Annotated in this window: 15 protein-coding genes and 1 pseudogene; 8 read left to right on the plus strand and 8 right to left on the minus strand. The window is 42.8% G+C overall.

The annotated features are described in order from the left end of the window. The first annotated feature begins 8 nt into the window (after positions 1 to 8). Both ACFVVF_RS03465 and ACFVVF_RS03470 read left to right on the plus strand, forming a co-directional pair. Entirely contained in the window at positions 9 to 335 is a 327-nt protein-coding gene (locus tag ACFVVF_RS03465; protein WP_387805409.1) for a hypothetical protein, read from the plus strand. Between the two features lie 1,037 nt (positions 336 to 1,372). After that, positions 1,373 to 1,642 (plus strand): annotated as a pseudogene (locus ACFVVF_RS03470) (CDP-alcohol phosphatidyltransferase family protein); the annotation flags it as partial. A 373-nt stretch (positions 1,643 to 2,015) separates the two neighbouring features. On the opposite strand, the gene ACFVVF_RS03475 reads toward ACFVVF_RS03470, so the two are convergent. Further along, on the minus strand, positions 2,016 to 2,882 hold the full coding sequence (locus ACFVVF_RS03475; RefSeq protein WP_387805410.1) for a helix-turn-helix transcriptional regulator: 867 nt from the start codon (positions 2,880 to 2,882) through the stop codon (positions 2,016 to 2,018). Between the two features lie 225 nt (positions 2,883 to 3,107). Between ACFVVF_RS03475 and ACFVVF_RS03480 the strand changes: the two genes are divergently transcribed. The 6 genes from ACFVVF_RS03480 to ACFVVF_RS03505 all read left to right on the plus strand — a co-directional run bounded on the left by ACFVVF_RS03480 (position 3,108) and on the right by ACFVVF_RS03505 (position 14,487). Beyond that, positions 3,108 to 5,714 carry a CBM96 family carbohydrate-binding protein gene (locus ACFVVF_RS03480; RefSeq protein ID WP_387805412.1) on the plus strand — a complete coding sequence of 869 codons (2,607 nt, stop codon included), beginning with the start codon at positions 3,108 to 3,110 and terminating at the stop codon, positions 5,712 to 5,714. 68 nt (positions 5,715 to 5,782) lie between these two features. After that, positions 5,783 to 7,549: a CBM96 family carbohydrate-binding protein gene (locus tag ACFVVF_RS03485; protein WP_387805414.1), complete on the plus strand. Its 1,767-nt coding sequence runs from the start codon at positions 5,783 to 5,785 to the stop codon at positions 7,547 to 7,549. A gap of 687 nt (positions 7,550 to 8,236) precedes the next feature. Further along, positions 8,237 to 8,887 carry a lysozyme inhibitor LprI family protein gene (locus tag ACFVVF_RS03490; protein ID WP_387805416.1) on the plus strand — a complete coding sequence of 217 codons (651 nt, stop codon included), beginning with the start codon at positions 8,237 to 8,239 and terminating at the stop codon, positions 8,885 to 8,887. Between the two features lie 1,385 nt (positions 8,888 to 10,272). Beyond that, on the plus strand, positions 10,273 to 12,159 hold the full coding sequence (locus ACFVVF_RS03495) for an AAA family ATPase (RefSeq protein WP_387805418.1): 1,887 nt from the start codon (positions 10,273 to 10,275) through the stop codon (positions 12,157 to 12,159). Then, positions 12,156 to 13,136 (plus strand): hypothetical protein, encoded by a 981-nt coding sequence (locus tag ACFVVF_RS03500; protein WP_387805420.1) that lies wholly within the window; start codon positions 12,156 to 12,158, stop codon positions 13,134 to 13,136. Before ACFVVF_RS03495 ends, ACFVVF_RS03500 begins: the two co-directional genes overlap by 4 nt. A gap of 67 nt (positions 13,137 to 13,203) precedes the next feature. Beyond that, the gene (locus ACFVVF_RS03505) at positions 13,204 to 14,487 is read left to right on the plus strand and encodes a hypothetical protein (RefSeq protein ID WP_387805422.1); all 1,284 of its coding nucleotides are present in this window, start codon (positions 13,204 to 13,206) and stop codon (positions 14,485 to 14,487) included. Positions 14,488 to 15,460: 973 nt separating this feature from the next. On the opposite strand, the gene ACFVVF_RS03510 is transcribed toward ACFVVF_RS03505, so the two are convergent. The 7 genes from ACFVVF_RS03510 to ACFVVF_RS03540 all read right to left on the minus strand — a co-directional run bounded on the left by ACFVVF_RS03510 (position 15,461) and on the right by ACFVVF_RS03540 (position 22,395). Beyond that, a complete protein-coding gene (locus ACFVVF_RS03510; protein ID WP_387805424.1) occupies positions 15,461 to 15,637 on the minus strand; it encodes a hypothetical protein in 177 nt (58 codons plus the stop codon). 321 nt (positions 15,638 to 15,958) lie between these two features. Continuing rightward, on the minus strand, positions 15,959 to 16,156 hold the full coding sequence (locus tag ACFVVF_RS03515; protein WP_387805426.1) for a hypothetical protein: 198 nt from the start codon (positions 16,154 to 16,156) through the stop codon (positions 15,959 to 15,961). A 25-nt stretch (positions 16,157 to 16,181) separates the two neighbouring features. Then, the gene (locus tag ACFVVF_RS03520) at positions 16,182 to 17,282 is read right to left on the minus strand and encodes a GerAB/ArcD/ProY family transporter (RefSeq protein WP_387805427.1); all 1,101 of its coding nucleotides are present in this window, start codon (positions 17,280 to 17,282) and stop codon (positions 16,182 to 16,184) included. A gap of 43 nt (positions 17,283 to 17,325) precedes the next feature. Continuing rightward, positions 17,326 to 18,552: a Ger(x)C family spore germination protein gene (locus ACFVVF_RS03525; RefSeq protein ID WP_387805429.1), complete on the minus strand. Its 1,227-nt coding sequence runs from the start codon at positions 18,550 to 18,552 to the stop codon at positions 17,326 to 17,328. Between the two features lie 30 nt (positions 18,553 to 18,582). After that, complete coding sequence (locus ACFVVF_RS03530; protein WP_387805431.1) at positions 18,583 to 20,124, minus strand: spore germination protein; 1,542 nt, start codon at positions 20,122 to 20,124, stop codon at positions 18,583 to 18,585. Positions 20,125 to 20,269: 145 nt separating this feature from the next. Then, positions 20,270 to 21,001 carry a glutamine amidotransferase gene (locus tag ACFVVF_RS03535; protein WP_387805432.1) on the minus strand — a complete coding sequence of 244 codons (732 nt, stop codon included), beginning with the start codon at positions 20,999 to 21,001 and terminating at the stop codon, positions 20,270 to 20,272. Between the two features lie 83 nt (positions 21,002 to 21,084). Next, the gene (locus ACFVVF_RS03540; RefSeq protein ID WP_387805434.1) at positions 21,085 to 22,395 is read right to left on the minus strand and encodes an ArgE/DapE family deacylase; all 1,311 of its coding nucleotides are present in this window, start codon (positions 22,393 to 22,395) and stop codon (positions 21,085 to 21,087) included. Positions 22,396 to 22,434 lie beyond the last annotated feature (39 nt).

Genomic DNA, 22,434 nt, shown 5'->3' on the forward strand with positions numbered 1-22,434 from the left:
TTTATGAGTTGCCTTATGAGAAGTTGCCGTGTAATGAGCATGGCATGTATCCTCGTTCATTAGAAATATGGTATCCGAGTGAGGGTATTAATGAGGCGGTCATAGAATCATGTGTCAGGGAAGTTAGCCGCGATTTTCTTGATCTAGAGGCTGATCATATTTCATTTATTGAGCCCACCAACAGGGAGGAGGCGCTGCAAGCCTATTCGGAAGATATAGCTCGTTTCCGGGGGGATGTGAAGTTGGTTTTCACGGAAGAACTGATTGAGTCAATGATGAAAAAAATGTCACTTACGCGAGAGGAAGTAGTGAATCTGCTTCAGCGCGGCGTATAACAGTAACCAATATCGAGTTAATGGGTATACGGGAGAACGTTAGTTTCATAAGACAAGTAGAAGAGGCTATCGGTAAGTTCGATAACCTCTTGATGCTTTTGAGAGGATAGTTCAAACTTGCGGCTTTTCTTGAAGTAAAGGGCAAGAAACTTCGAATATGTGCTAATATAAAATTAAATATTAGTGGGCAGAGAGGTCATCAGCAAATGTACTCTCAGAAGAAGGAACTAAAGTTGAGTAATTAATTTCACTAACGATAAACGATAGCTCAATACTCAGAGGTAGCCACTGTCTTCTTATAGAAAATTAACGGGGTGACTAATGTTTATAAAGCACAAACCTAAGTTTCCGCCAATAGAATTTTTTATAACTCGGTTCTTTGTTGGCGATAATTGTTTGTTTGAACAGGAAACAAAAGTTTCATTGCCTGTCTTGATACCTGGTGATGTGATTGACATTTTTAATGTCAGTTATGTAATTGAAAGCAGGCAATTTGGTTTTAACGAGGATGCCTTTTTTACAGTTTATTATATGAAGGAAGCTTAATTAGGGTATTAAAGTGTTGATATCGGATGACAAGAACGTTATCTCATTAAAGGTCGCGAAAATCGCGGCTTTTTGCATTTATGAGACTATTAAGAACGGCAAAAATGGTGGTATGAGCATAAGTCACTGCTTTGTTGGGGTCAGAACCATGAAGCGATTTCTAGTGCAAATGGGCAAATCCTCGATAATCTACATTGGTGGTGTATAATTAATCAGAGGATATCGGGTGACAAGAACATAGTAACATTGAGAGCCGCATAAATTGCGGCTTTTTTGTTTTATGTTATCAAGTTGTTGTCAAAATGAAATGACAAGAACTTGGTAACATACCCGACAAGCTCTTTCATTGGTTACTGCAGACAACAAAATTAGCAGCAGTTTTATTAAACTAACGGGCAAGATAGTTCCAAACATCATTTCAATATATAGGCAAGACACTGCTTAAATATGGTAAAATTGAGAAGTAAAACAACTGGGAAGGTGATGAATAAATGAACCTTGCTAATAAAATTACAATTGTAAGAATTGGGATGATTCCGCTTTTTCTTTTCGCCTTTCAACAATATCCATCTTGGTTAGTAGAGCACATAGGGTTTCTGAATTACATAAATCAATATGGAACCTACTGGGCAGTTGGAATATTTATACTTGCATCTGCTACCGATAAATTGGATGGCTACATTGCTCGTAAGTATAATCAGATAACCAATTTGGGAAAGTTGTTGGACCCCCTCGCCGATAAGCTATTAGTTTCAGTTGCACAAGATTGAAAACATTTTACAGCCACATGGAATGTAACACCATGTGGTTTTAAATACTGTAGAATCGGGCGGCACGTCCATCTACTATCTGTTGAAAACCCAGATGGTAGTTATTATTCCAAAAGTATTGTTTTCGAAATGGTTTTTGAACGGTTGTCGGTTAAGAAATTAAAAAAAAGAAATTTTAGTGTTTCATAGAAGACGAATACATATTCTCGTGCAAGCAATGTACGGTAAGTCATTTTTAGGTTGTAGACAATTGGCGGGCAAAGTTAGGATCATAAACCTATCTGAAAAGATAAAATAGGTAGGGACAGAGAGGAGCATTCGAACGAGGTTCGAATGCCTCTTTTTTGTGTTCGGGCCGCTGAATTTAGCGTTTGTCCCAAGCTGCGGTGCGATAGCGTTTCGGTGTGACACCTAACATGCCTTTGAACACTCGGCAGAAGTACGATACCTGCTGGAAACCAACCTCGTCGGCAATTGCGCCGACGCTTTTGGTCGTAGTTTCGAGCAGCAGGCATGCTTCCTTAATCCGGCGCGAGCTAATATATTGCGTCAGGCTGCTGCCTGTTTTATCGCTGAAACTATGGGACAAATAGTAGGAGGAAAGATGCAAGTCATCGGCTAGCTTCTCTAGCACAAACTTGTCGCGATAGTGCGTATCGACCCAGCTGAGAACACGTTTGATCGTTTGGAAGGTTTCCTGTTCCGGCGCTGTTTGCTTAGTGAGACCAAGCTGCTGTTCGCTGAGGCGGAGCAGTTGCAACGCCGACAGTAGAAACAGCATGTACTCTTCTTGTATCTTATGCGAGGGCACGTGCTGCAGGCGCTGATGAAGACGTTCATATAACACTAACAGCTCATTGTTAGTCGGGGAGAAATACAGGACAGGGTTTGCCAACTTGGATTTCCATAGCCCTTTGAAGAAATGCTGCAACGCCGGGAACCCTACTAGTGCGGTATCAACGGGATAAGGATCAAACATGAGAATGGTGCGCACGTACAGTCTGTTCATCTCCAGCCGATGCAGCTGGAAGGGCTGGAACAAGAGCAGCGTACCCGGCTGGATTGGAAACACTTTTCCGTGGATATAGGCATCTCCTTCCCCTTCGTGGACATACAATAGTTCCATGCTCTGGTGGGCGTGGAATACCTCCCAGGTTTGCTGATTGCTTGTCTTGCAGTAATTCAGATGAAACGGCTCCTTCCTAACATCGACAGTTGTGCTAAGCTTCATGCCGATCCCCCGCTTTGTCTGGTTTTATGAAAGCACTTTCATTTAATGTTTAAAATACAGCAATAAAATAACATTTTCAAGCAATTACGTGAAAATTAAAGCGCTTATATTATGCTATGCTCGGTGTGCTTGGAAAATATTTCTGAAATATTGAGGTGCTGCTGAGTCATTGATGAGGTAAGTCGGTTCCGTTGGTCAAGACCCACAAACAAAGGAGGAGTTGAAATGTTAGAGGTTTTCTCTGTAACAGACAGGTTGAAAAAATGGACCGCCGCCGGTACTGCCGCACTTATTGTGCTTGCTTCGGCGAGTTTATCGCCAGTTCCAGCGGTTGCCGCCGTCCACGCGTCGCTGCCGAATTGGTCGACAGCTGGATATAAGGGCGGGCAGGCGCTGCCGACCGGCGGCACAATCATTGATTTGACGACAAAAGGAATTCAAGCGAATGACGGCATTGACGACTCTAATGCGCTGCAGCAGGTGATTGATGATATTCGCAGCGGAACGCTTAAAGTGAACGGACAAAACGTAAGTGATACAAATCGGGCGATTCTGAAGCTGCCCGTTGGCCAAATAGATCTAGATAAGCAGATCCGCGTTGATGCCAGCTATGTGACGATTCGGGGTGCAGGCAATAGTCCAACGACTGGCACAAAAATCGTATTCAAGCCTACGGCAACCTACAGCGAAGATCCAGCCAATCCGGGTGCGCCGCTGATTGATGGCAAGCTCTGGCCAGGCTATGCGGCGTTCAGGGTGGAGGATCGGACAAAGCATACTAGCGATACGACATATGAGGGCAGCATTAATTTCCATTGGCTAAGCGGACAGCGAGTCGCTTCAAGCGGAGGCGGTACGAAGGGCAGCACGCAGGTGAAAGTGGCATCCGGCAAGGGCAGTACTTTTGCCGTTGGCGACACGATCTATGTAGGCGCTGCGAATACAGTAGAATTTTACAACGAAATGCAAGGCCCTCAGGAATACCGCTATAACGGCCACATGCGGACGCAGATGTTCAAAGTTGTCAGCGTCAGCGGTGATACGCTAACGATCGATAAACCGCTGGAGTTTGATGTACCGTTTAGCAACGGGGGATTGCTTCCGGCTGATCCTGGCGGATCGAACTCGACCTATTACAGCAAAGTCATGAAGGTGACGGCCGTTAAAGGGGTTGGCTTCGAGGATTTTTACTTCACGCAGGATATTTCCTACACTCCTTACGCTTCAACTGTGAATGCCAATGATTATGATCCGGTTACGAATCCAGGCGGCGTCGGGCTTAAATATAAGAACGAGGCGCTGGAATATGCGGTTCACGGCATCTTATTCAAATGGTCCCAAGACGGCTGGGTGAAGGGTATTCGTACATACATGACGGGCTCTCATCCAATCGTAACGGAATTCGCCAAAAACATGGAGATTCGCGACAATATCATTTTTGGCTCGTGGAATAAAGGGAAAGGCGGACATGGTTATGTGCGGGGCTCCAAGCTGTATGACAGTAAAATTATCGGCAACACCATTGATCGGGTACGCCATCTGACACTGCAATGGTCGGCAACAGGCAATGTAGTCCAGAACAATATACTAACAGCCGATATGAACCTGCATGGCGGTTGGGAGCGTCGTAATCTCATTGAGAAGAATACGATCACAATTCCGTTTGAGCACAGCTCATGGGGGGAAGGTGAAGGCGGTCAGGATATACTTGAGGGCACCTGGTATCCGATCTGGTACGGCGCTGGCCCGCATGCAACCAAGTGGTCGGGTGCGACAGGCGAGCAGAACGTGTTCTTCAACAATACGATGTCGAAGCAAGAGACTAAGAACGGCCCTTATGTTACTTACGCTCCATATAATGACACACACCGTATCTATCAGTTCGGCTGGGACGGCTTGGTATGGACGCATCTGCAGAAGCCGGACGGCACGTTTATCAGCACTTGGGGCAGTAACGAGAAGACGAATTTCACCTCTGCTCCGAATAAGGGCGTGTATGCATGTCTAACGTACACAGGCAATTCGCTGCTTGAGTCAGGAACCGCAGTGCAAAGCTGCACAAGCGGCGGGGATACCGTCCCGCCTTCGGCACCGGCAACCATAACTGCAACGGCAGTATCGAGTACGCAAATCAATCTAAACTGGCCAGCGGCAACGGATAATATAGGCGTGACCGGGTATGAGGTATATCGCGGAGCGCAACTGATCAGTACACCAACAACGACGACTTACAGCGATACGGGACTAACGCCGAGCACCGCTTATTCCTATACGGTCAAAGCCGTCGATGCGGCAGGCAATCGCTCATCTGCTAGCCCTGCTGCGGCGGCAACAACGCCGGCAGGCACCGGCGGGGGTGGCGGTACGGTTACGCTAGCTCCAACCGACGATTCTTATGTACATGAGAGCAATGTAACCAAGAACTACGGCAGCGCCACATCGATGTATGTGAAGACGGATACTTCACAGTCGCGGCTCTCGCTGTTGAAGTTTGATGTCAGCGTGCTTCAAGGTGCAGTTGCCAGTGCGAAGCTGCGCGTGTACGGCAATGCTTCGGCTGCCACCACATTAACGGCATATGCCGCAGCGGATACATGGACAGAAGCAGCCGTAACCTGGAACAACAAGCCGGTTACCGGAGCTTCGGCAGGCTCAACGACAATGAGTGCTACGGCAGCCTATTACGAGATCGATGTTACGGCTTATGTGGCGGCGCAGGCAACGGGAGATGGCGTTGTATCGTTTATTCTCGGAGAATCGTCGGGCAAATACACTACGCTGAATACAAGTGAGAGTAATACAAATCAACCGCAGTTAGTCATTACGTATTAAGAGATGAAGAAGGGAAGGAACTAGCCATGTTGATGAGATCGATCAGAACAATTGCTGCAATGTTGTGTATGAGTTTAGTGTTGATGAGCGTGCCGCTTGTGGCTGTGTTTGGAGCCGTAACAACGATTAATCCAGCAGATGACACCTACGTTTATCAGAGCAGCGCTTCAACCAACTACGGATCGGCAACCTCGATGTTCGTGAAGTCAGACAGCAGCGCGCAGCGGCTTGCTTTCCTGAAGTTTAATGTAACCGGCTACTCTGGCATTGCCAGCGCTAAGCTGCGCGTCTATGCCAAAGCTTCCGCCATATCGACCATAACAGCTTCCGAAACAACGGATGGCTGGAATCAAGCTGCGCTTACTTGGAACAACAAGCCGTCAACGGGCAGCCTGATCGATTCTAAACCGCTGACCAACACATTCCAGTACATCGAGCTGGATGTGACCGCATATATTCAGGCGCAAGCTGCGGGAGACGGCATCGCTTCTTTCGTACTGGCTGAGACAGCGGGCAAATATACAGAAATTGCGAGTAATGAGAACGCAAGCAACAAACCGCAGCTGGTGATCGACGCCTCTGGCGTGGGTACGGGCAGCGACACGACTCCGCCGTCAGCACCTGCGGGACTGACGGGAACTGCTGCCTCATCGAGCCAGATTAATTTGAGCTGGTCGGCATCCACCGATAATGTTGGCGTAACCGGTTATGATATTTACCGCGGCGGCTTCTATTTGAAATCAGTGACAACGAATTCGGCCAGCGATACGGGGCTGGCGGCGCTCTCCTCTTATAGCTATTATGTGAAAGCAAAGGATGCTGCGGGGAATCAGTCGGCGGCAGGAAATACGGTAACAGTCACCACGTTGGCTGGCAGCGGCGCAGCTAACTGTTCCACCGCATTGAACACAGCGGCATCGATCCAAACGGCGATGCTGAATGCAACGCCGGGAACAGTCATTCTCATTGCGCCGGGCACTTATAACGGCGTTCGCGCAACGGGCGGCGATCCGCGGCTGGACGCAAACGGCGTGCCGACCGGAGTGTTCTATTCTGGCAATAGCGGCACAGCAGCTAATCCTATTGTGCTGCGCGGCTGTGATGCGAATAATCCGCCAGTGCTGCAAGGGCCAGCGGTGAACGACGGTTCTTATGGGATTCATCTGACAGGCGATTATTGGGAGATTCGCGATCTGGTCGTTACGAGAGCACAGAAGGGGATTATGATCGATAACGGCAACTACAATCGGATCAGCGGAGTAGAAGTGCACAATGTCGGTGACGAAGGCGTGCATTTCCGCGACGGCAGTTCGTACAATACGCTGGAGCTGTCCAAAATTCATGATACCGGCAACTATCAGGCTGGCTATGGCGAAGGAGCTTATGTCGGCTCGGATGCGAGTGCAGCTTATGAGCATACGGTTATTGGCAACATTATTCGCAGCACCGACTTTGGACCAGGAATCACAGCCGAACACATTGATATCAAAGAAGGCGCTGACGGCACAATCGTGGAATACTGCACATTTAATGGCACTGGCATCAGCGGTGCCAACTCGGCAGACAGCTTTATCGATGTGAAGGGCGTCAATTCCAAAATTTATTACAACAGCGGCAGCCGTAACGGCAATAGCTTTGTCGTCGACGCTTTCCAGAACCGTACGCATGGAACGGGTTTTCCGACCGGCACGAACAATGACTTCAAGGGCAACACCGTCCATCTCGACGGCGTAGGTTATATCGTTAATGCCGTTAACGGTTCGGCAATTGTAAATGGAAATACGCGCACCGACGGATCATCCAATCTGTACAAAGGAAAATATTCGGTATATTAATTCGTTTAAAAATGCTCCCCTTGCAGCGACAGGTATTGCATTCGCCTGTCTGCTGCAAGGGGAGTTTGTATTCTTACCAACCAGTGGATTTTCCATTATCAAATCCATACTACCGATATATACCCCAAGCGCCGTATTTCAACCCTTATGCTCACATGGGATGGTTCTGGGGCCATCATCCAATAGAATGGAGGGGGAGTTACCGATTACTGCCATCTCAGAAGCTTACTTTCGTACTTGTGCATGGCTCCTGGGCGGATGCTCATTTTTGGGATGGCGTAGCTGCTGAACTCGGATAGCGATAACGCTGATTTTTGTTTATATTTTCAATCGAGCTACATGAGCGAGGAGAAAGCAAAGCATTCATTCATGTATGTATAGAAATTCTTGTCGTTTTTGTTGTCGTCCGACAATAACTAAAATTCCTGTCGGATGACAAGAACAGCTATACAATGAAAGTCGCTTAAATAGCGGCTTGAACAATTGTTCAATACAACACGACGGCAGCTGGCTTAATGCTCAGCTGCCGTTTCTCATTGAAGTAACGGGCAGATTAACGCAACAATTCTCCCTCGTGTTCGTCTAATATTGTGCTTGAGTATCTCTAACTATTACTGAGAAAGGAAATAACGTCGTGAACCATTTTTACCGGTAAATATTAAAGATAAATATTTAAGGAGATAATTTATGAAAGGTAAGATACTCTTATTATTTCTTATTACGATAATGTTTTCATCTTGTCAATATATTAGTCAATCGACTACTTTGAACAGCGAAACTAAATCAATAATGAATTCTGAAATGCCTCCTGATGTAGTGAGTACAGGTAATGGAAAAGAATCGAAAGAAATAACTGAAGGTCGATCAGCTCCTTCTAACAATGAAATGTTATCCATGAACATTGGGAACTATGATTTGACTGGAGAATTTTATGATGAAATGCTTCGAAATCCTATAGATCATGATTATGAAGTGGAATTTAATGAATTTCAAAATTCGAAAGAGATTACTACATTGGGATGGGGGGCTTTGGAAAGCAAATATACAGAGATTTGGGATAAAGAGTTGAATCAAATATATAAAAAGCTTCTTTCTAAGTTGGATAGAGAACCAAGAGAAGCACTAATTGAATCGCAGAAAGAATGGTTACAGTATCACTTAAGGGAAACAAAATTTGTAGAGAAGACATTTATTTATAATGGTTACCTCGGATCACAAGGATCGGTAAGCCTAGGCACTGTTATACGGGAGAGAATTAGGGAAAGAACAATGCAATTATTTGAATATCGATATTTGCTAGATGGTGAAGTTGAGTTTTTATACCAAAGTAAAAGATAGAGTTGGAATCTTGATCAAAGGTTTTTAGGTGATGCTTCGAAGACAGTAACGGCGCATAAACGGGTTTGGATTCGATTATGTCCGATTTATGTCCAGCGACACAAAAGTGCCAACATAAAGAGTAAATAAAAAGCCTTGAAATATCAGGCTTTTATTTTTTTATGTAGGTACTGTTGTGTCTTTTAAAAAAGCATAAAAGTACCTACATAGTCGTTGCAAGACACAAATCAACCAACATTGTAGAGAGGAAACGATGTTCAAGGCAAATCCTTTAATATCGATAACAATAAAGGAGAAGACTTGGTACATAAGGTATTAAATCGATTTATAGACATATGTACAAAATAATATGTAATCTACATTTACTAAAAAGACTCAAAGTTCTAGATATGGTACTAATTCTTATGGATTGTGACACAAAATATCTGAAGCAAAGCTAGGGACAGATAAAGTGCATTCTTTTTTGTCTGTCAATGCAGAGTAGGACACAATATAGAGGTCCTATGAGAACCGTAATAGGAAGTGGGACAAAGGCAAGAAGAAGTGCCCGGTGACAAAAACATAGTAACATCGGATGTCGCTAATTATTCGGCTTTTACATTTATAATATCAAGTTCTTGTCAAACGAAGGAAGGTGCATGCCATTGGTTTCAGCCGATTAATTTGCAACCAAAGCGTAATTCTACATATAGTAATCCACTCATTAGAATAGATTAGCTAAAATACGACTATAATAAGGGTTACCTTTCGTTAAGCTAACCGGCAACGATAGCTCAATAAAATACACGAGGCTGTCGCAGATGATCGGCAGCCTCGTTAAGCTAACTGCTCTATTTCTGACTATTTAAACGATCTCGACGATGACGTGATAGCTGGCACAACCATTCGTTATCTATTAACCCACACACGTTTTTTGTACCCATTGATCTATGGATTGTGACACAATTAAATATCTCTGAAGAGAGGTCAGCAGCTACGCTGTCCTTTTTGTTGTTTTAGAACTATTTTACTATTAAAAATTATGGTAGAATTTCCTATTAGAATAGTTTAAGTTGCTTTTCTCGAAATATGTGGAAGTTTAATATGAATATCTCTAGCCTGAAAAGGATGGTGCAGCTATGGATATCAATTTATTTGCCAAGCTATTTAGTTTAATGGAGTATACACTTTCTAATGAAGTAAAAACGGACGGGGAGAAATCCTTCATTCAATTTAAAGAGAAAAGCAATGTATTACTAGTACCACTTTATTTCAGGTGAAAAATCGTATTACAGCTTGTATAGAGTACAATAATAAAAACAATTTACAAATGTCTGATAATTGTTACGCACTCACAGGCATTTGTATTTAATGAGAGGGAACTTATGGAACTTTTATACATTTACATGAGCAATTTTCGGAATACATTCAAGAAACAACAATTTAATCTAAGTAGTGAGTGGCGCTTTAATTATGACGATAGCAGTGGTTCTTTATCTGTAGAAAAAAATAAACTTCATCTTGAAGATTTCTTCAAATTACCAGATGCGGAGAAGGACAACGGCCGTGTAATTAACGTTACGGGGGTCGTGGGGAAAAATGGTGCTGGTAAGACCACGGTATTAGATTTTATTAAAGAGAATTTAGTCGAAGGTGCAGTAGAGCCCTATAGCCCTGCTTTAATCGTGGTAGCTAATGGCACCTCAAGATTGATCTACGCCCATCAAACTCTGCCTCTTCAAGGGAACTACAAGGAGTATGGATTTAAGGTCGTTAACTATGGCAATGAAGAAAAGAGGCCAAATATAACGCCTCTAGAGAATACCACCGTTGTATTCTTCTCTAATATTTTTGATACTAAGAGCGAGAAAGAGTGGATGGGCATGCGCAATATTTCAACAAATTACTTAGTTGTCCATTCTAAACTGAAGGCTCTCCAACTAAAACGAGTACACGAAAATTTCAGCGAGACAACTTATTATCGTCGAGAGGAAATATTAAAGCAATTGCGACTTATTCGCAGAAACCATAATCATGATTTTTCTCTTCCTATTTTAATGCCAGATAGAGTACTTATCCTTCCGAACACTGTTGCTATGCAGGTTGAACAGATTAGTGAAAGAGACAAAAAAAAGTTGTCCATGAGGGAACAAAAAGCTAATATACTCCAACAAAATGTACATCAATGGTTAGCTGAAAAGCATCTGAATGCAAAAAACATCGATTCAATCAAAACTCCGTATTTCATCGCAGCGATTAACACATTTTTATATGAGATAAGTAACTTTGATGATTACTTGCTATCGGATTCTTTTTTAAACTTACGGAATACGTATCAAAAGAATATCGATCCGGCATTAAGCACATATAATCAACTGAGCGAATTCGTCCATAAAATACTAGATATTTTTATAGAGGAGAAGGAGCCCGAATTCGCAATCGAACGAGTTAGAAAATTTCTTAATTTTCTTCAGGTACTGGATGAGAGCATCACAGAGGACAATATAGCCGAGGGGAATCGGTTCAGTCTTCCGACGTCTCATCAAGGGAACGGAAGAGACATTCTTTCCTTTGTAGATACGTATGCCGACACAGTGGGCTTCTTGTCATTTTTAGAATTCGAATGGCAAGATCTAAGTTCTGGCCAAAAAGCGCTACTCAGCACATATGCACGCTTTTACTCCATCTCAGATGAGGTGGAAAGAATTGAAAACACCCGTCTCAAAAAGAATGTACTGATTTTAATCGACGAAGGAGAGCTGTTCCTTCATCCAGAATGGCAGAAAGGGTTTCTAGCTGGATTGCTGTCATTTTTGCCAAAGATTTATAAGGAGCGAAATATTCAAGTCGTACTGACATCCAATTCGCCCTTCATTGCATCCGATCTGCCGAATTCAAATCTTATATTTATCGACAAAACAGCCGAAGGCTGCGAGGTGATCGATGGGTTATCTGAGGACAAACAGACTTTTGCAGCGAATATTCATACACTTCTTTCAGATGCATTCTTTATGAAAAAAGGACTAATCGGGGATTTCGCTGCCCATAAGGTGAACAAACTCATAGGACAGATTAAAAATAATGGTGCGGACATTCTCGTTTCCAAACGAGAGTCGATTGAAGCTCTTATTTCCCAGATCGGTGAACCAGTGTTGAGAAGTAAGCTTTATAGCATGTACCGGGAGAAAACCAGCCTGTATTTCGAAAAGGATTCTATCAATGAGCAGTTGTTGGATATGGTCAAGGAACTGCAGCGTGAACTTAAGCAACTCAAGGATGAGCGCAACAAATGATCAGGATCAATGTAGACGGAAGAGCAGACCTTTATACTATAGAACTAAAACACTGGAGTTATTTTAAGGATAACCATTTACCCAAACTGGAAGACGTTCTAGCGAGATCTAGGACGTATAATCGGAGAACATACCGCTTCCTGAGACAGCGAATTAAGGATGTTGTCCTTGGTAAACCAGATGTTCTGGCCCAATTGATTCGCGATCTTCCACCAGCAACTAACGAAAAAATGCTAAAGGATGATCTGAAGAGAATATTTGATTACTCTTCATTTAGACGAGCGCTCCCCCCTAATTGGGGAGCGTATCAATTTGTGAAAGAACTTGATGTAAAGATTTGCCCATATTGCAATCGACAATATATATACACAGTATGTTCTGACTCAGGAAGAACAAGAGGGTCTCTGGATCATTTTTTTGATAAGACACGTTATCCTTTTCTAGGTTTATCCATGTATAACCTAATTCCATCCTGTAAGACTTGTAATTCTGATCTAAAGAACACGAAAGACTTTATGGAGAAGGACTATCTACATCCATATTTTGAGGAGTTTGGAGATACGATTCGCTTTGGAGTAGAGTTAAAGAATGGAAATCCGCTTAAGGTGGGAGAAGAGTACCAAATTAACTTTCTTACCGGGTCAGGAGATGAGTTCGACATTGTTATCAGAGACGAACTTTGCCTGGATGATAGCCTCAAATCCAAAGCTAAGCATAACAGAGATGTCTTTAAAATTAATGAATTCTATAATATGCATAAGGATTACGTTGTTGAGTTAATTAAGAAAAGGGTAATGTACCCTGATTCGCACATAAATGATTTATTTAATCGCTACGAAGGACTTTTGTTCTCTAGCCGAGAAGACGTAATTCAAACGATTTTATCCAACTATGTGTCGTTAGATCACCTGGATAAGCGTGTGCTCGCCAAATTAGCTCGCGACATTAGCAGAGAATTGGGCTTAAATATTTATTAATTTAATTATGTTTAGCATAAACAAGTCTCAACAATTTCATAAATTAAACGTAGGGAGTAATAACTAAGTGGAAGAAACTAATTTATTCGAAACAGAGAATAAATGGCCTAGACCTAATGCTGATTTGTTTAAACTAGGCATTAATGAAAATACAATTATATTAAAGAGTAATCCGAATAAAGATGAAGAATTTTTTGGGTATGCATTGGACTTTAGAAAAGCAGCAAATATTCTAACCTCACATGTTTTAGAGCATCCACGGATAGAGAATCTTGATACATATTTCTTTCCAATTGCTTTTCTATATAGACATAGCCTTGAGCTAATCCTTAAGGCTATTGCTTTAAAAAACATTACAGATTTAGCAGAGGGACGTTTATTTTTAAAGGAAACTTTTCATAATTTATCAGAAATCTTAACAAAGATTGAGCCCTTTATAAGAGGAAATTTCGGCAAAGATAAGGGGGAATATGTATGGCTACAGAATCTATTTGAAGATATGAGTAACATCGATCGGGATTCTGATTCATTTAGGTATCCATTCAGTCTAAGTCTTATACGGGATGAGGATCCTTTTAATGAGGGGACAAAAGTATTTGCAATTCGTCTACTTTTTGAAGAACAGACACATATAAATTTAGTTGCTCTGGCATCTAAAATGGAAATAGCTTTCAATATTCTTAATGCTTATTATAAGAGCACACATATAAATAGCGTGAAATATAAAAAATACAAACCAATTTTTCTTGAGGTTGGGGGCAGTTACTATGGACAAAGTGTCTTAGGATATTCCTATAACAGAAAAAAATTCGGTCCATATGTCAAAGGTTACACGGGATCAGCTGAATTTTTAGTGAAATATTCTAAAACAAATCCAAACTACATGAAATCTCTATTTATGCCAATGGGTTATTTATTCAGAAACGGTATTGAATTAGCAATGAAGGAGATTTTGTTTGAGGAATGCTCATTTGATTTTCAGGAAGCAGCTAGGAAGGTAAATCGAAAGAAACATAAACTTCTTGGAATTTGGAATTTAATTGAGAATGATATTATTAACCATGCAAAACCTTCTGAGAATAATAATACGATAGATTATGTAAGGGACTACGTTTCACAACTACATAATTTTGATACAGAGGCAGATAAATTTCGGTATCCTACTGATAAAAATCTATCAGCTCACTTCAGAAAACCAATGAAACTTGATTTTATAACTGTATCCGAATTTTTTGGTGAATTAGCCAATTTTTTGTTCGGTGTTGTTTTAATGATGTCCCATCAAAATGAGCTACAAGCAGAAATAGAATATGAAAACAGTAAAATGCAGTGGGAACACAACGGACTGTAAACTCAATTAATATAGTTTGCTGATTCTATCTGAAAGTTGCTGTGAAGACAAAAAACTGAATTAGACCTACTTTGCATTAAGCAGATCTACTCATTTTGCAGGAATAGCGATAAACGAAGCATATTACTGAGGAGAATGTTAATGCTGCAATAGGTAATGGATGGAAAGTTGTAAAGGTGAAAGAAATTGTAGAATCAGCCGCCGGCACTGAAGTTAGATAGCTAGAGAAAGAGGTAAGTAACTCACATGGTTAGTGATTACTTACCTCTTTTTACTATATTATAAATTTCAATAATTTTTCTTACGTCTGAAATGTTCCTAGTTAGTAACTCCGCACTAAATACCTCAATCAAATCTTCCTTCGAAAGTTTATCCGATGTTTCGATTTCTCCAAACCTAAGAAATTCAGAAAACGACATGTTTAGAGCCTGAATTGTCGCATCATTTGCTGGTGCTATAAAAAATAATAATATGTTGTTTCTAACTTATTTTATCACCATAGTTATTTTTAATGTTTTAAGCAGTAAAGGGAAGGTTATTTTTACTAAAGAGATTGAAGCTATTTCATATGGCATACTAGTGATTTCTTTTCTTTTCTTAGTCGTTTCATCGTTGTATTCAAGAAGTGAAAAACAAAGGTACCATTCTCAATACAATTCGTTAAAGCGTTTATATACAGACATTTTTGGATCCAAGAGATATTGAAAGCATATTTAGACATGATGAGGGCTACAGAGATGACCTGAAATTCGTAAATCAAAAAATACGACTTTATGCATTGTAAAGGCTAGATATCGATTTACTGACATTTGTATAAAATACGAGTTTTGTGAAAATGTTATTAGGAAAAAGATATGCCCACACTGAAATTGTTAGTTCATCACTCTTCAAATTGTTTGGTATCTTCTTGGACTCGACTTTCTCATTAAAACTTCTTTCTTTTCTTTCTTGTATTAAACCAATCTCTCCTGGTTCATTCTTCGTTTACAGTTACAGTATCTTTCTTAAAGAAACCCGCAACTCCCAAAACAATGCCCGCAAAAACAAGAAAAACTTCATATTGATTACTGACTATGCCAGATGTATTTAAGTACACAGCTATCGTAACACACAATATTCCTAAACCAATTAACTTAATTCCGTTTACCATTTTAATCCTCCTAATTGATTGTGAGAATATATCGTAATAATAACACTCTATATATTTATTAAATTTTCACTGTTACTTTTTAAACTCCGTTGTTATTTTTTCAGTACCTTGCCAGCATCAGTTCATTTAATGCATCGTGATTCTTTTTGTAAAGCGCTTTCATTCATTAATTCAAAGCCTTATGACTCCTTGTTTATCACATCCTCTATAAGAAAGCGAACAAATTAATAGACGCTTTTATAGATCTGGAAGTTACTGTATAGGATATATTTTCTTGCAATCACTGAATGGTATTTGCAATTATTATGTCTTGCTTTCCTCTCAACTTCCTTTCTGCTGTTCTTGCTGCATATCTTGTGGCTGTTGCTGCTCTTTTTGTCCCTGACCCTGGGACGCATGCTTGCTCCTAGACCACGTAACAAATGACAAGATCACTGACAGTATCAGAAATAAAATCGGCAGCGCCCATGGATGCTTCAGCATCACATTGGATTGCCACGGCCAGATATAATCGCGCATACTAGCTCCTCCAATTCACTCATAGTTAACCCGCCGCTGTTCCCACTTTATTGCGAATCCACGACACCACGAACAGTAAAACCGGAAATATAATCATTAAAGATAAGTAGATCGGGTTATACGGGATCACTTTCTGGACCACAGCTATATGCTCCACGACATTGGGTGCCATCGTCAGTCCCAGGAATAGAGCGATAATGACGACCGGGAATATGTAAATACGGCTGCTTTTCGAATAGGTTAGCTTCTGCATACTACGAATTGTGGCAAACAGATAAATGTAGGTTTTCAAAAAAGCCATGAAGCAAAAATAGATGACGCCTGTAGCATCAAGCTGCGTAATAAAATCACTCACGGATATAGATTGTATCAAGGCATACATCGGATAGGTAGCCCGTTTGAAAATCTCCTCTCCGAATACAGAAACAGCCAAGGCATCCGTGAATGAGATGAATACGCCGGCAAACAATGAAGAAATAATCATCGTTCGCCCCACTGTTTTCCGGTCATTCATTAACGTCCAGACTAAAGCCAGCGCCAGCGACTCGCCAAAGGATTGGATAATGCCAAGCGGCCACACGACTTCCCATATGCGTCCCCACCCCTTATCCAGCAATGGAGCTAAGTTGTCGAAGTGTACGACACCGGAACTGAAGATCAAGATGACTTCGAGCAGATAGATTAGCAGAATGATGGGTAAAATGATTTCGGTCAGTTTGCCCATCACCTCTATTCCGGCAAAAAGCCCATAGGAGATGACCAGCATAAAAAACAGCAGAATGACCCAAGGAGGCGTACCGGGTAATATGGTTGTCGGCACCAGGTTTTTAATGTCGGCGACGATTCGTCCGGAAATATACAGGAACAACAGCGGATGCATCCATGCGATCGGAGTCCCCAGCAGCTTGCCGAACTGTGCCGGGTAACATTCTATATAGGTTAGACCGGGGTTAAAGTGAGTAATCCTCGTGTAGATCCAGACAACTGCTGTGCCAAAACAGGTAGAGATCAGAACAGCAAGCCACGAGTCTCTGCCTGCGCCCGCAGCAAAACCAAATATGATCGTCGTCCCGATCTGATAAATAATGGATATCGTGAGCAGCTGGTGACGAGAAATGATTTCCATAGTATCGCGATTCCTGTTCTTTGTTCAAATTTTAGCTGACTGGCTATTTTTGCATCTCTTTTTCTTCCCAGATTAACGAATCGTTAATACGGCCAGTCCCGATAATCGTAAACTTCGTTGTAACATCTACCTCAATATTAGAAAATGCTTCATCCCAACGGTCTGCATATTTTTCATTCCATACTTTATTGTTTTGCCGATGCAGTTTACTTCCAAACCCGATAATGTCGGTTTTAAATTTTCTTTTCGACTTTTGAATCGTTAATCGCACTCGCCTTTCAACCTCATTTTCAAACAGCTGCTGTACCGTGTGCAAGTTTTTACTGCTATTTGTACTTAATTTCGTCGTATTCTCAAATAAATCACCTGTCATTTCAATGTTGATATGAAACTGGACCTGGTCATTTGTGATATTGGATTTAATGGTCGCTTTCGATTTCATCAGCTGTACACTTAATTTGCCGAACAGCTTGTTTTCATCAGGAATCATTACGGTAATGACAGAGTCTTTCATTTTATTACGCAGCCACAGTAAAGTCTCAGCCTCCTGGGCATTCATCCATCCAACCAATCGATCCTTGCGATAGACACCTACACCAACAAGTGCCAAGGAGAGTTCATTATTTTTGTTTTTCTTTTCAGAATCAGTATCAGACGTCTCTGTACTCTTCTCGCCGGCAGGGATGATTTGAAGCTGAGATGTAATCGGTTCAATTCCGGCCTCCAGCAAACGGTAGGCGAAGTCTCTAATCGTTGCATTATCGATCACCCTTGCTTTTTGCTCTTCTCTGATTTCTTCTGCCGAGAACTTTTCAAAGTTAGGGCCAACATTCAATAACTCAAACGCTTTCCCTTTTGTCGTCAGCAAATAGCTGTTCCCCCGAACATCCCGGTATCTGGAGAAAAACTCAATAATGGGAGTAATTCCTGAGCGTGCCAGCTTTTCACCAATGATTACAATCCGATTATGCGAGAAAATAAGATTCCGCGGTATCTTTTTCTGAATTTTCCGGTAGGCATCCATAACCGAATCCCCTTGCTCCGAAAAGATTAATGTCGTATTGTCGCTAGAGTCCCCTTTCCCGGCCGTACCTTTCGTCATTTTCGTCTTCATCACTTGAACACCTAACTGGATTTTTTGATCATCCACGAGATCCAGAGAAGCAGCTGTAACGATCGCAATATCATTTAATTCTATACGGCTCCAGCAGCCCGTAATCATGTACATGAGTACACAGAGACTAAGGAAAACGGTCAATTGTTTTCTCATCAAAACCTTCCTTTTCTGACGCAAACCACATTATCTGTTATGTCTCTGTCGAAGGCGTTTAAACGGATTATGGTATCGTTGAGATTTCAGCTCTTCTGCGTGCGTCGACTGCTTCGGCCAGCTAGCACGAACAATGACATCTTTAAGCCCGCTAATACGCAGCGGAGCCATTGGCGTCAAATAAGGCACGCCGAAGGAGTGAAGACGCAGCATATGAATGAGCAGCAGTAACAGCATCATCAAGATGCCATAAAGCCCAAAGGTAGCAGCGGCAACCATCATCGGAAACCGAAGCAAGCGGAACGCGAGTCCGAGCTGGAAGCTTGGGAATATAAATGAAGCAATCCCGGTCATTGAGACAACGATAACAAGAGGCGATGACACAATTCCGGCTTCTACAGCAGCCTGGCCAATAACTAAACCGCCAACGATACTGACAGCTTGGCCGACCGGGCGAGGCAGGCGCACCCCTGCCTCCCGCAAGCTTTCGAATGCAATTTCCATCACAAGCGCTTCAATAAAAGCAGGAAAAGGAACGGTTTCACGGGATGCCGCTATACTGATCAAGAGCATAGTGGGAATCATTTCCTGATGGTAGGTCGTCAAAGCAATATATAGCGAGGGCAGCAGCAGCGAGAAAAGAACTGCAAAAAAACGCAGCATTCGAATTGCGGAAGCGACGAAATATCTCTGGTAATAGTCCTCGGGCGATTGCAGCAATTGGAAAAAGGTGCACGGCACAATAATAACGAAAGGCGTATTATCGATCATAATTCCGACTTTGCCCTCTAATAAATTACCGACCACCCGATCCGGCCGTTCGGTGATCAATACTTGCGGAAACAGGGAAAAGGAATTGTCTTCAATTAATTCCTCGACATAACCGCTCTCCAGGATGGCGTCAATTTTGATCTTCCCGATTCTACTTTTCACTTCATCTACTAATTTTTTGTCAACGATCCCTTCTATGTAGGTAATGACGATTTGCGTATTGGAAAGCCGTCCTGCTTTCATGTCTTCCATCTTGAGCTGCGGTGTTTTGAGCCTTCTGCGAATTAGACTGATATTCGTGCTGATCGTTTCTTGAAAGCCTTCGCGCGGACCGCGAATGACCGCTTCGGTTGCCGGCTCTTCAACGGTGCGTTTATCCCAATCCTTTGCATTGATGACCAATACCTGCTTCAATCCATCTATGAGGAAGGCGACATTGCCCGATAAAATATGCTCCACAATGTCCGGGAACTCTTCGAACCAGCTCAGCTGTGAAGCAAATAGAAGTCTATTTTCAAGCAAATGCGTAATATTATCATCACTCAGCCCGTCGGAGGAGTTCTGAAATAAACGTTCATCAGACTCGACCAGCGGCTTCATAATTTCAAAATCGATCGTCTGGGTGCTGACCAGGCCGCTTAAAAATATAAGGGCGCCTCTCCTAGCGCCATGAATGACAAATTCACGATATTTGATATCGATACAGTTATCAAATACAGCTTTGAAGTGAGTTAAATCCTCATTCACATCGCTGCTTAGAATGAAATCATAATGATGCTCCAGCTGTATTTTTTTCACCATTCAGATTCATTCCTTTATTTGGGCAACTGTAGTTTCGAATAGTATGATCCATTTACTTTTACGCTATACACTTTTTACCATGAACATAGCAATAGCGCCTGCCAGCTCAAAGGCTGACAGGCGCTATTGCTTTCAGTTGCTGCGCTTATTTCAAATATTTAATCAGATTAGACCAGAATGCCGGGTAGTGCTCCCAATTCATGAACTCCAGCGAGCCCCAGTGCGGGGAGCAATCGCTTGCGAACGCGGCTGTTTTTCCTTGGCCGTAGGTTCCGACTGTCAGAATGGCGTCGCCGCCATGACTGAGCAGCTCTTCTGCATCAGACTTGGCCGACAGCTTGTTGTAGCCCAGCAACCTTGGCCACTGGCCCAAGTCATTCACCAACGGATGAGATTGTGATACTTCGGGTGAAAAGCCGCTAGGCATCTCTACGCGATCATCTTTATCCTCCATAACAACCGGCAGCACCTCAGCCAAAACTGTGTTTCTATAATTCGCTTTTCCTTCAATGCCCATGAAGGTCAAATAGCCGCCAACCATCAGCAGACCGCCGCCTTCTGCGACATACTGCTTCATTAGCTCAAGAGCATTCGGAATGATTTGCATTTGATAGAAGGTCGGATTCTGGAGCAGGAACGTATTAGCGCCTACATCGCTCAGTACAATCGCATCGTAAGCCTTCAGTTCTTCCAACGATTGCGGAAAACGGACCTGCACCTCATGTGCAGGCATGTAGGTAACATCGATCCCCTGCTCGCGCAGACAGGACAGCAAATAGGTTGCTCCCTCCTCGTACTTCGTCGAAGTAAAGCTGTCATAGCCTTTCGTATGAATCATATGCACAACCCAGGACTCTCCAATAAACAAAATTTTCATCTGTTTGGCACCTCCGTGTTTTATATATCCAAGGCCGTAAACGGCCAGTTCTTTCCATTTTCCATTTTCCAATATAATGCTGCTTAAGCTTCCTCCACCTCACACCAGTCCACGATCGTCTTGGCAATCATTTTAACGGCTTGAATGACTTCGGCGACCGGCGTAAATTCATCGCTATGATGAGCGAGGCTCGGGTCGCCAGGTCCAAAGTTAATGGTAGGAATACCAACGTTTACAGGCCAGCCCATATCGGTATGGAAGCCAAGCCCTTCGATTTTGCCTTCTTCGCCAATTCCTTTTAATGACTCCACGCAAGTCTGTACGAATGGATGCGACACAGCTGTCTCTGCGCAATCGGCGTCTACGAGCCATTCAATTTCCGGCATATGCTCGCTTAACCATGGATCCGCTTCCGCTGCTTGGCGCAGGAAATCCGTCAATTCCTTCTTCACATTGCCGCCTACCAGCTTCTCATCACGTTCCGAAGGCAAGTATTGCGCATTGAAGACGATTTCAGCTTCATTCGCAAACGAAGTCGGGTACTCCCCGGCATTCAATTGCGCTACATGTACCTGACAAGGGATAGACAGGTAAGGATGTGTTTTGTTAACGGCCCATTCTTCGTTCAACCGGTCCAGTTGCTCCAAAATATATCTCGCTTTTTTAATCGCATCGACCGCACCGCCATCTTTCCAGTCTGCTTGCGGCATTTCGATATGGCCGCTGCGGCCTTGAATTTTGATTTTGCCCCATAAGATACCTCTGCAGAGCGGAGCAATCGTTAGTGACGTTGGTTCGGTTAAAATGCAGCCGTCCGCCCGGTAGCCGTGATGAATGAAATCTAGTGCTCCCATGCCTCCGGCTTCTTCATCGACAACCGTACCAACGATGACGGGCCCTTTGAGTTTGAAGCCGCTGCGCAGTATCGCTTCGACAGCCATAATCATCGCGGCGACGCCGCCCTTCATATCGACGGTACCCCGGCCGTACATTTTGCCGTCAATGATCTTGCCCTCGAACGGGTCCATCGTCCATTTCGAACCCGCCATAACGACATCGATATGACCGAATAATAGCAAGGACTTTCCAGAAGTATCTTTGCCGAACGTCGCGGCCAGATTAGGTCTGCCTGTGAAGTCTCTTCCCGGATAATAGCCGGCCATGCCCTCATACTGCTTCAGTTCATCTGCTACAGGCTCCCAGAGCTCAATGTCCGCGCCTAGGCCCTGCAGTTTACTAGCAATAAGCTCTTGAAGCTCCTTCTCTTTGGACGGCGCCGGTTCCTCAAAGAACCAGGGATTGATGCTCGGAATTTGAATAAGCTGCTGCAGAAAATGAATAATTTCATCTTGATGATTGTCGATCCATTCCATCACTTGCTTCTCTTGGTTCATCGCTGTTGCTCCTTTGTAAGCGGCATGCTCCTGATTCCG

The organism is Paenibacillus sp. NPDC058174 (assembly GCF_042883865.1).
GTDB lineage: Bacteria > Bacillota > Bacilli > Paenibacillales > Paenibacillaceae > Pristimantibacillus.

Excerpts from the sequence above, each read along its gene's own strand:
- ACFVVF_RS03530 (WP_387805431.1), bottom strand. The coding sequence starts at position 20,124 with ATGGTGAAAAAAATACAGCTGGAGCATCATTATGATTTCATTCTAAGC.
- ACFVVF_RS03540 (WP_387805434.1), bottom strand. The coding sequence starts at position 22,395 with ATGAACCAAGAGAAGCAAGTGATGGAATGGATCGACAATCATCAAGAT.
- ACFVVF_RS03510 (WP_387805424.1), bottom strand. The coding sequence starts at position 15,637 with ATGGTAAACGGAATTAAGTTAATTGGTTTAGGAATATTGTGTGTTACG.
- ACFVVF_RS03525 (WP_387805429.1), bottom strand. The coding sequence starts at position 18,552 with ATGAGAAAACAATTGACCGTTTTCCTTAGTCTCTGTGTACTCATGTAC.
- ACFVVF_RS03520 (WP_387805427.1), bottom strand. The coding sequence starts at position 17,282 with ATGGAAATCATTTCTCGTCACCAGCTGCTCACGATATCCATTATTTAT.
- ACFVVF_RS03535 (WP_387805432.1), bottom strand. The coding sequence starts at position 21,001 with ATGAAAATTTTGTTTATTGGAGAGTCCTGGGTTGTGCATATGATTCAT.
- ACFVVF_RS03495 (WP_387805418.1), top strand. The coding sequence starts at position 10,273 with ATGAGCAATTTTCGGAATACATTCAAGAAACAACAATTTAATCTAAGT.
- ACFVVF_RS03485 (WP_387805414.1), top strand. The coding sequence starts at position 5,783 with ATGAGTTTAGTGTTGATGAGCGTGCCGCTTGTGGCTGTGTTTGGAGCC.
- ACFVVF_RS03515 (WP_387805426.1), bottom strand. The coding sequence starts at position 16,156 with ATGCGCGATTATATCTGGCCGTGGCAATCCAATGTGATGCTGAAGCAT.
- ACFVVF_RS03480 (WP_387805412.1), top strand. The coding sequence starts at position 3,108 with ATGTTAGAGGTTTTCTCTGTAACAGACAGGTTGAAAAAATGGACCGCC.
- ACFVVF_RS03475 (WP_387805410.1), bottom strand. The coding sequence starts at position 2,882 with ATGAAGCTTAGCACAACTGTCGATGTTAGGAAGGAGCCGTTTCATCTG.
- ACFVVF_RS03500 (WP_387805420.1), top strand. The coding sequence starts at position 12,156 with ATGATCAGGATCAATGTAGACGGAAGAGCAGACCTTTATACTATAGAA.
- ACFVVF_RS03490 (WP_387805416.1), top strand. The coding sequence starts at position 8,237 with ATGAAAGGTAAGATACTCTTATTATTTCTTATTACGATAATGTTTTCA.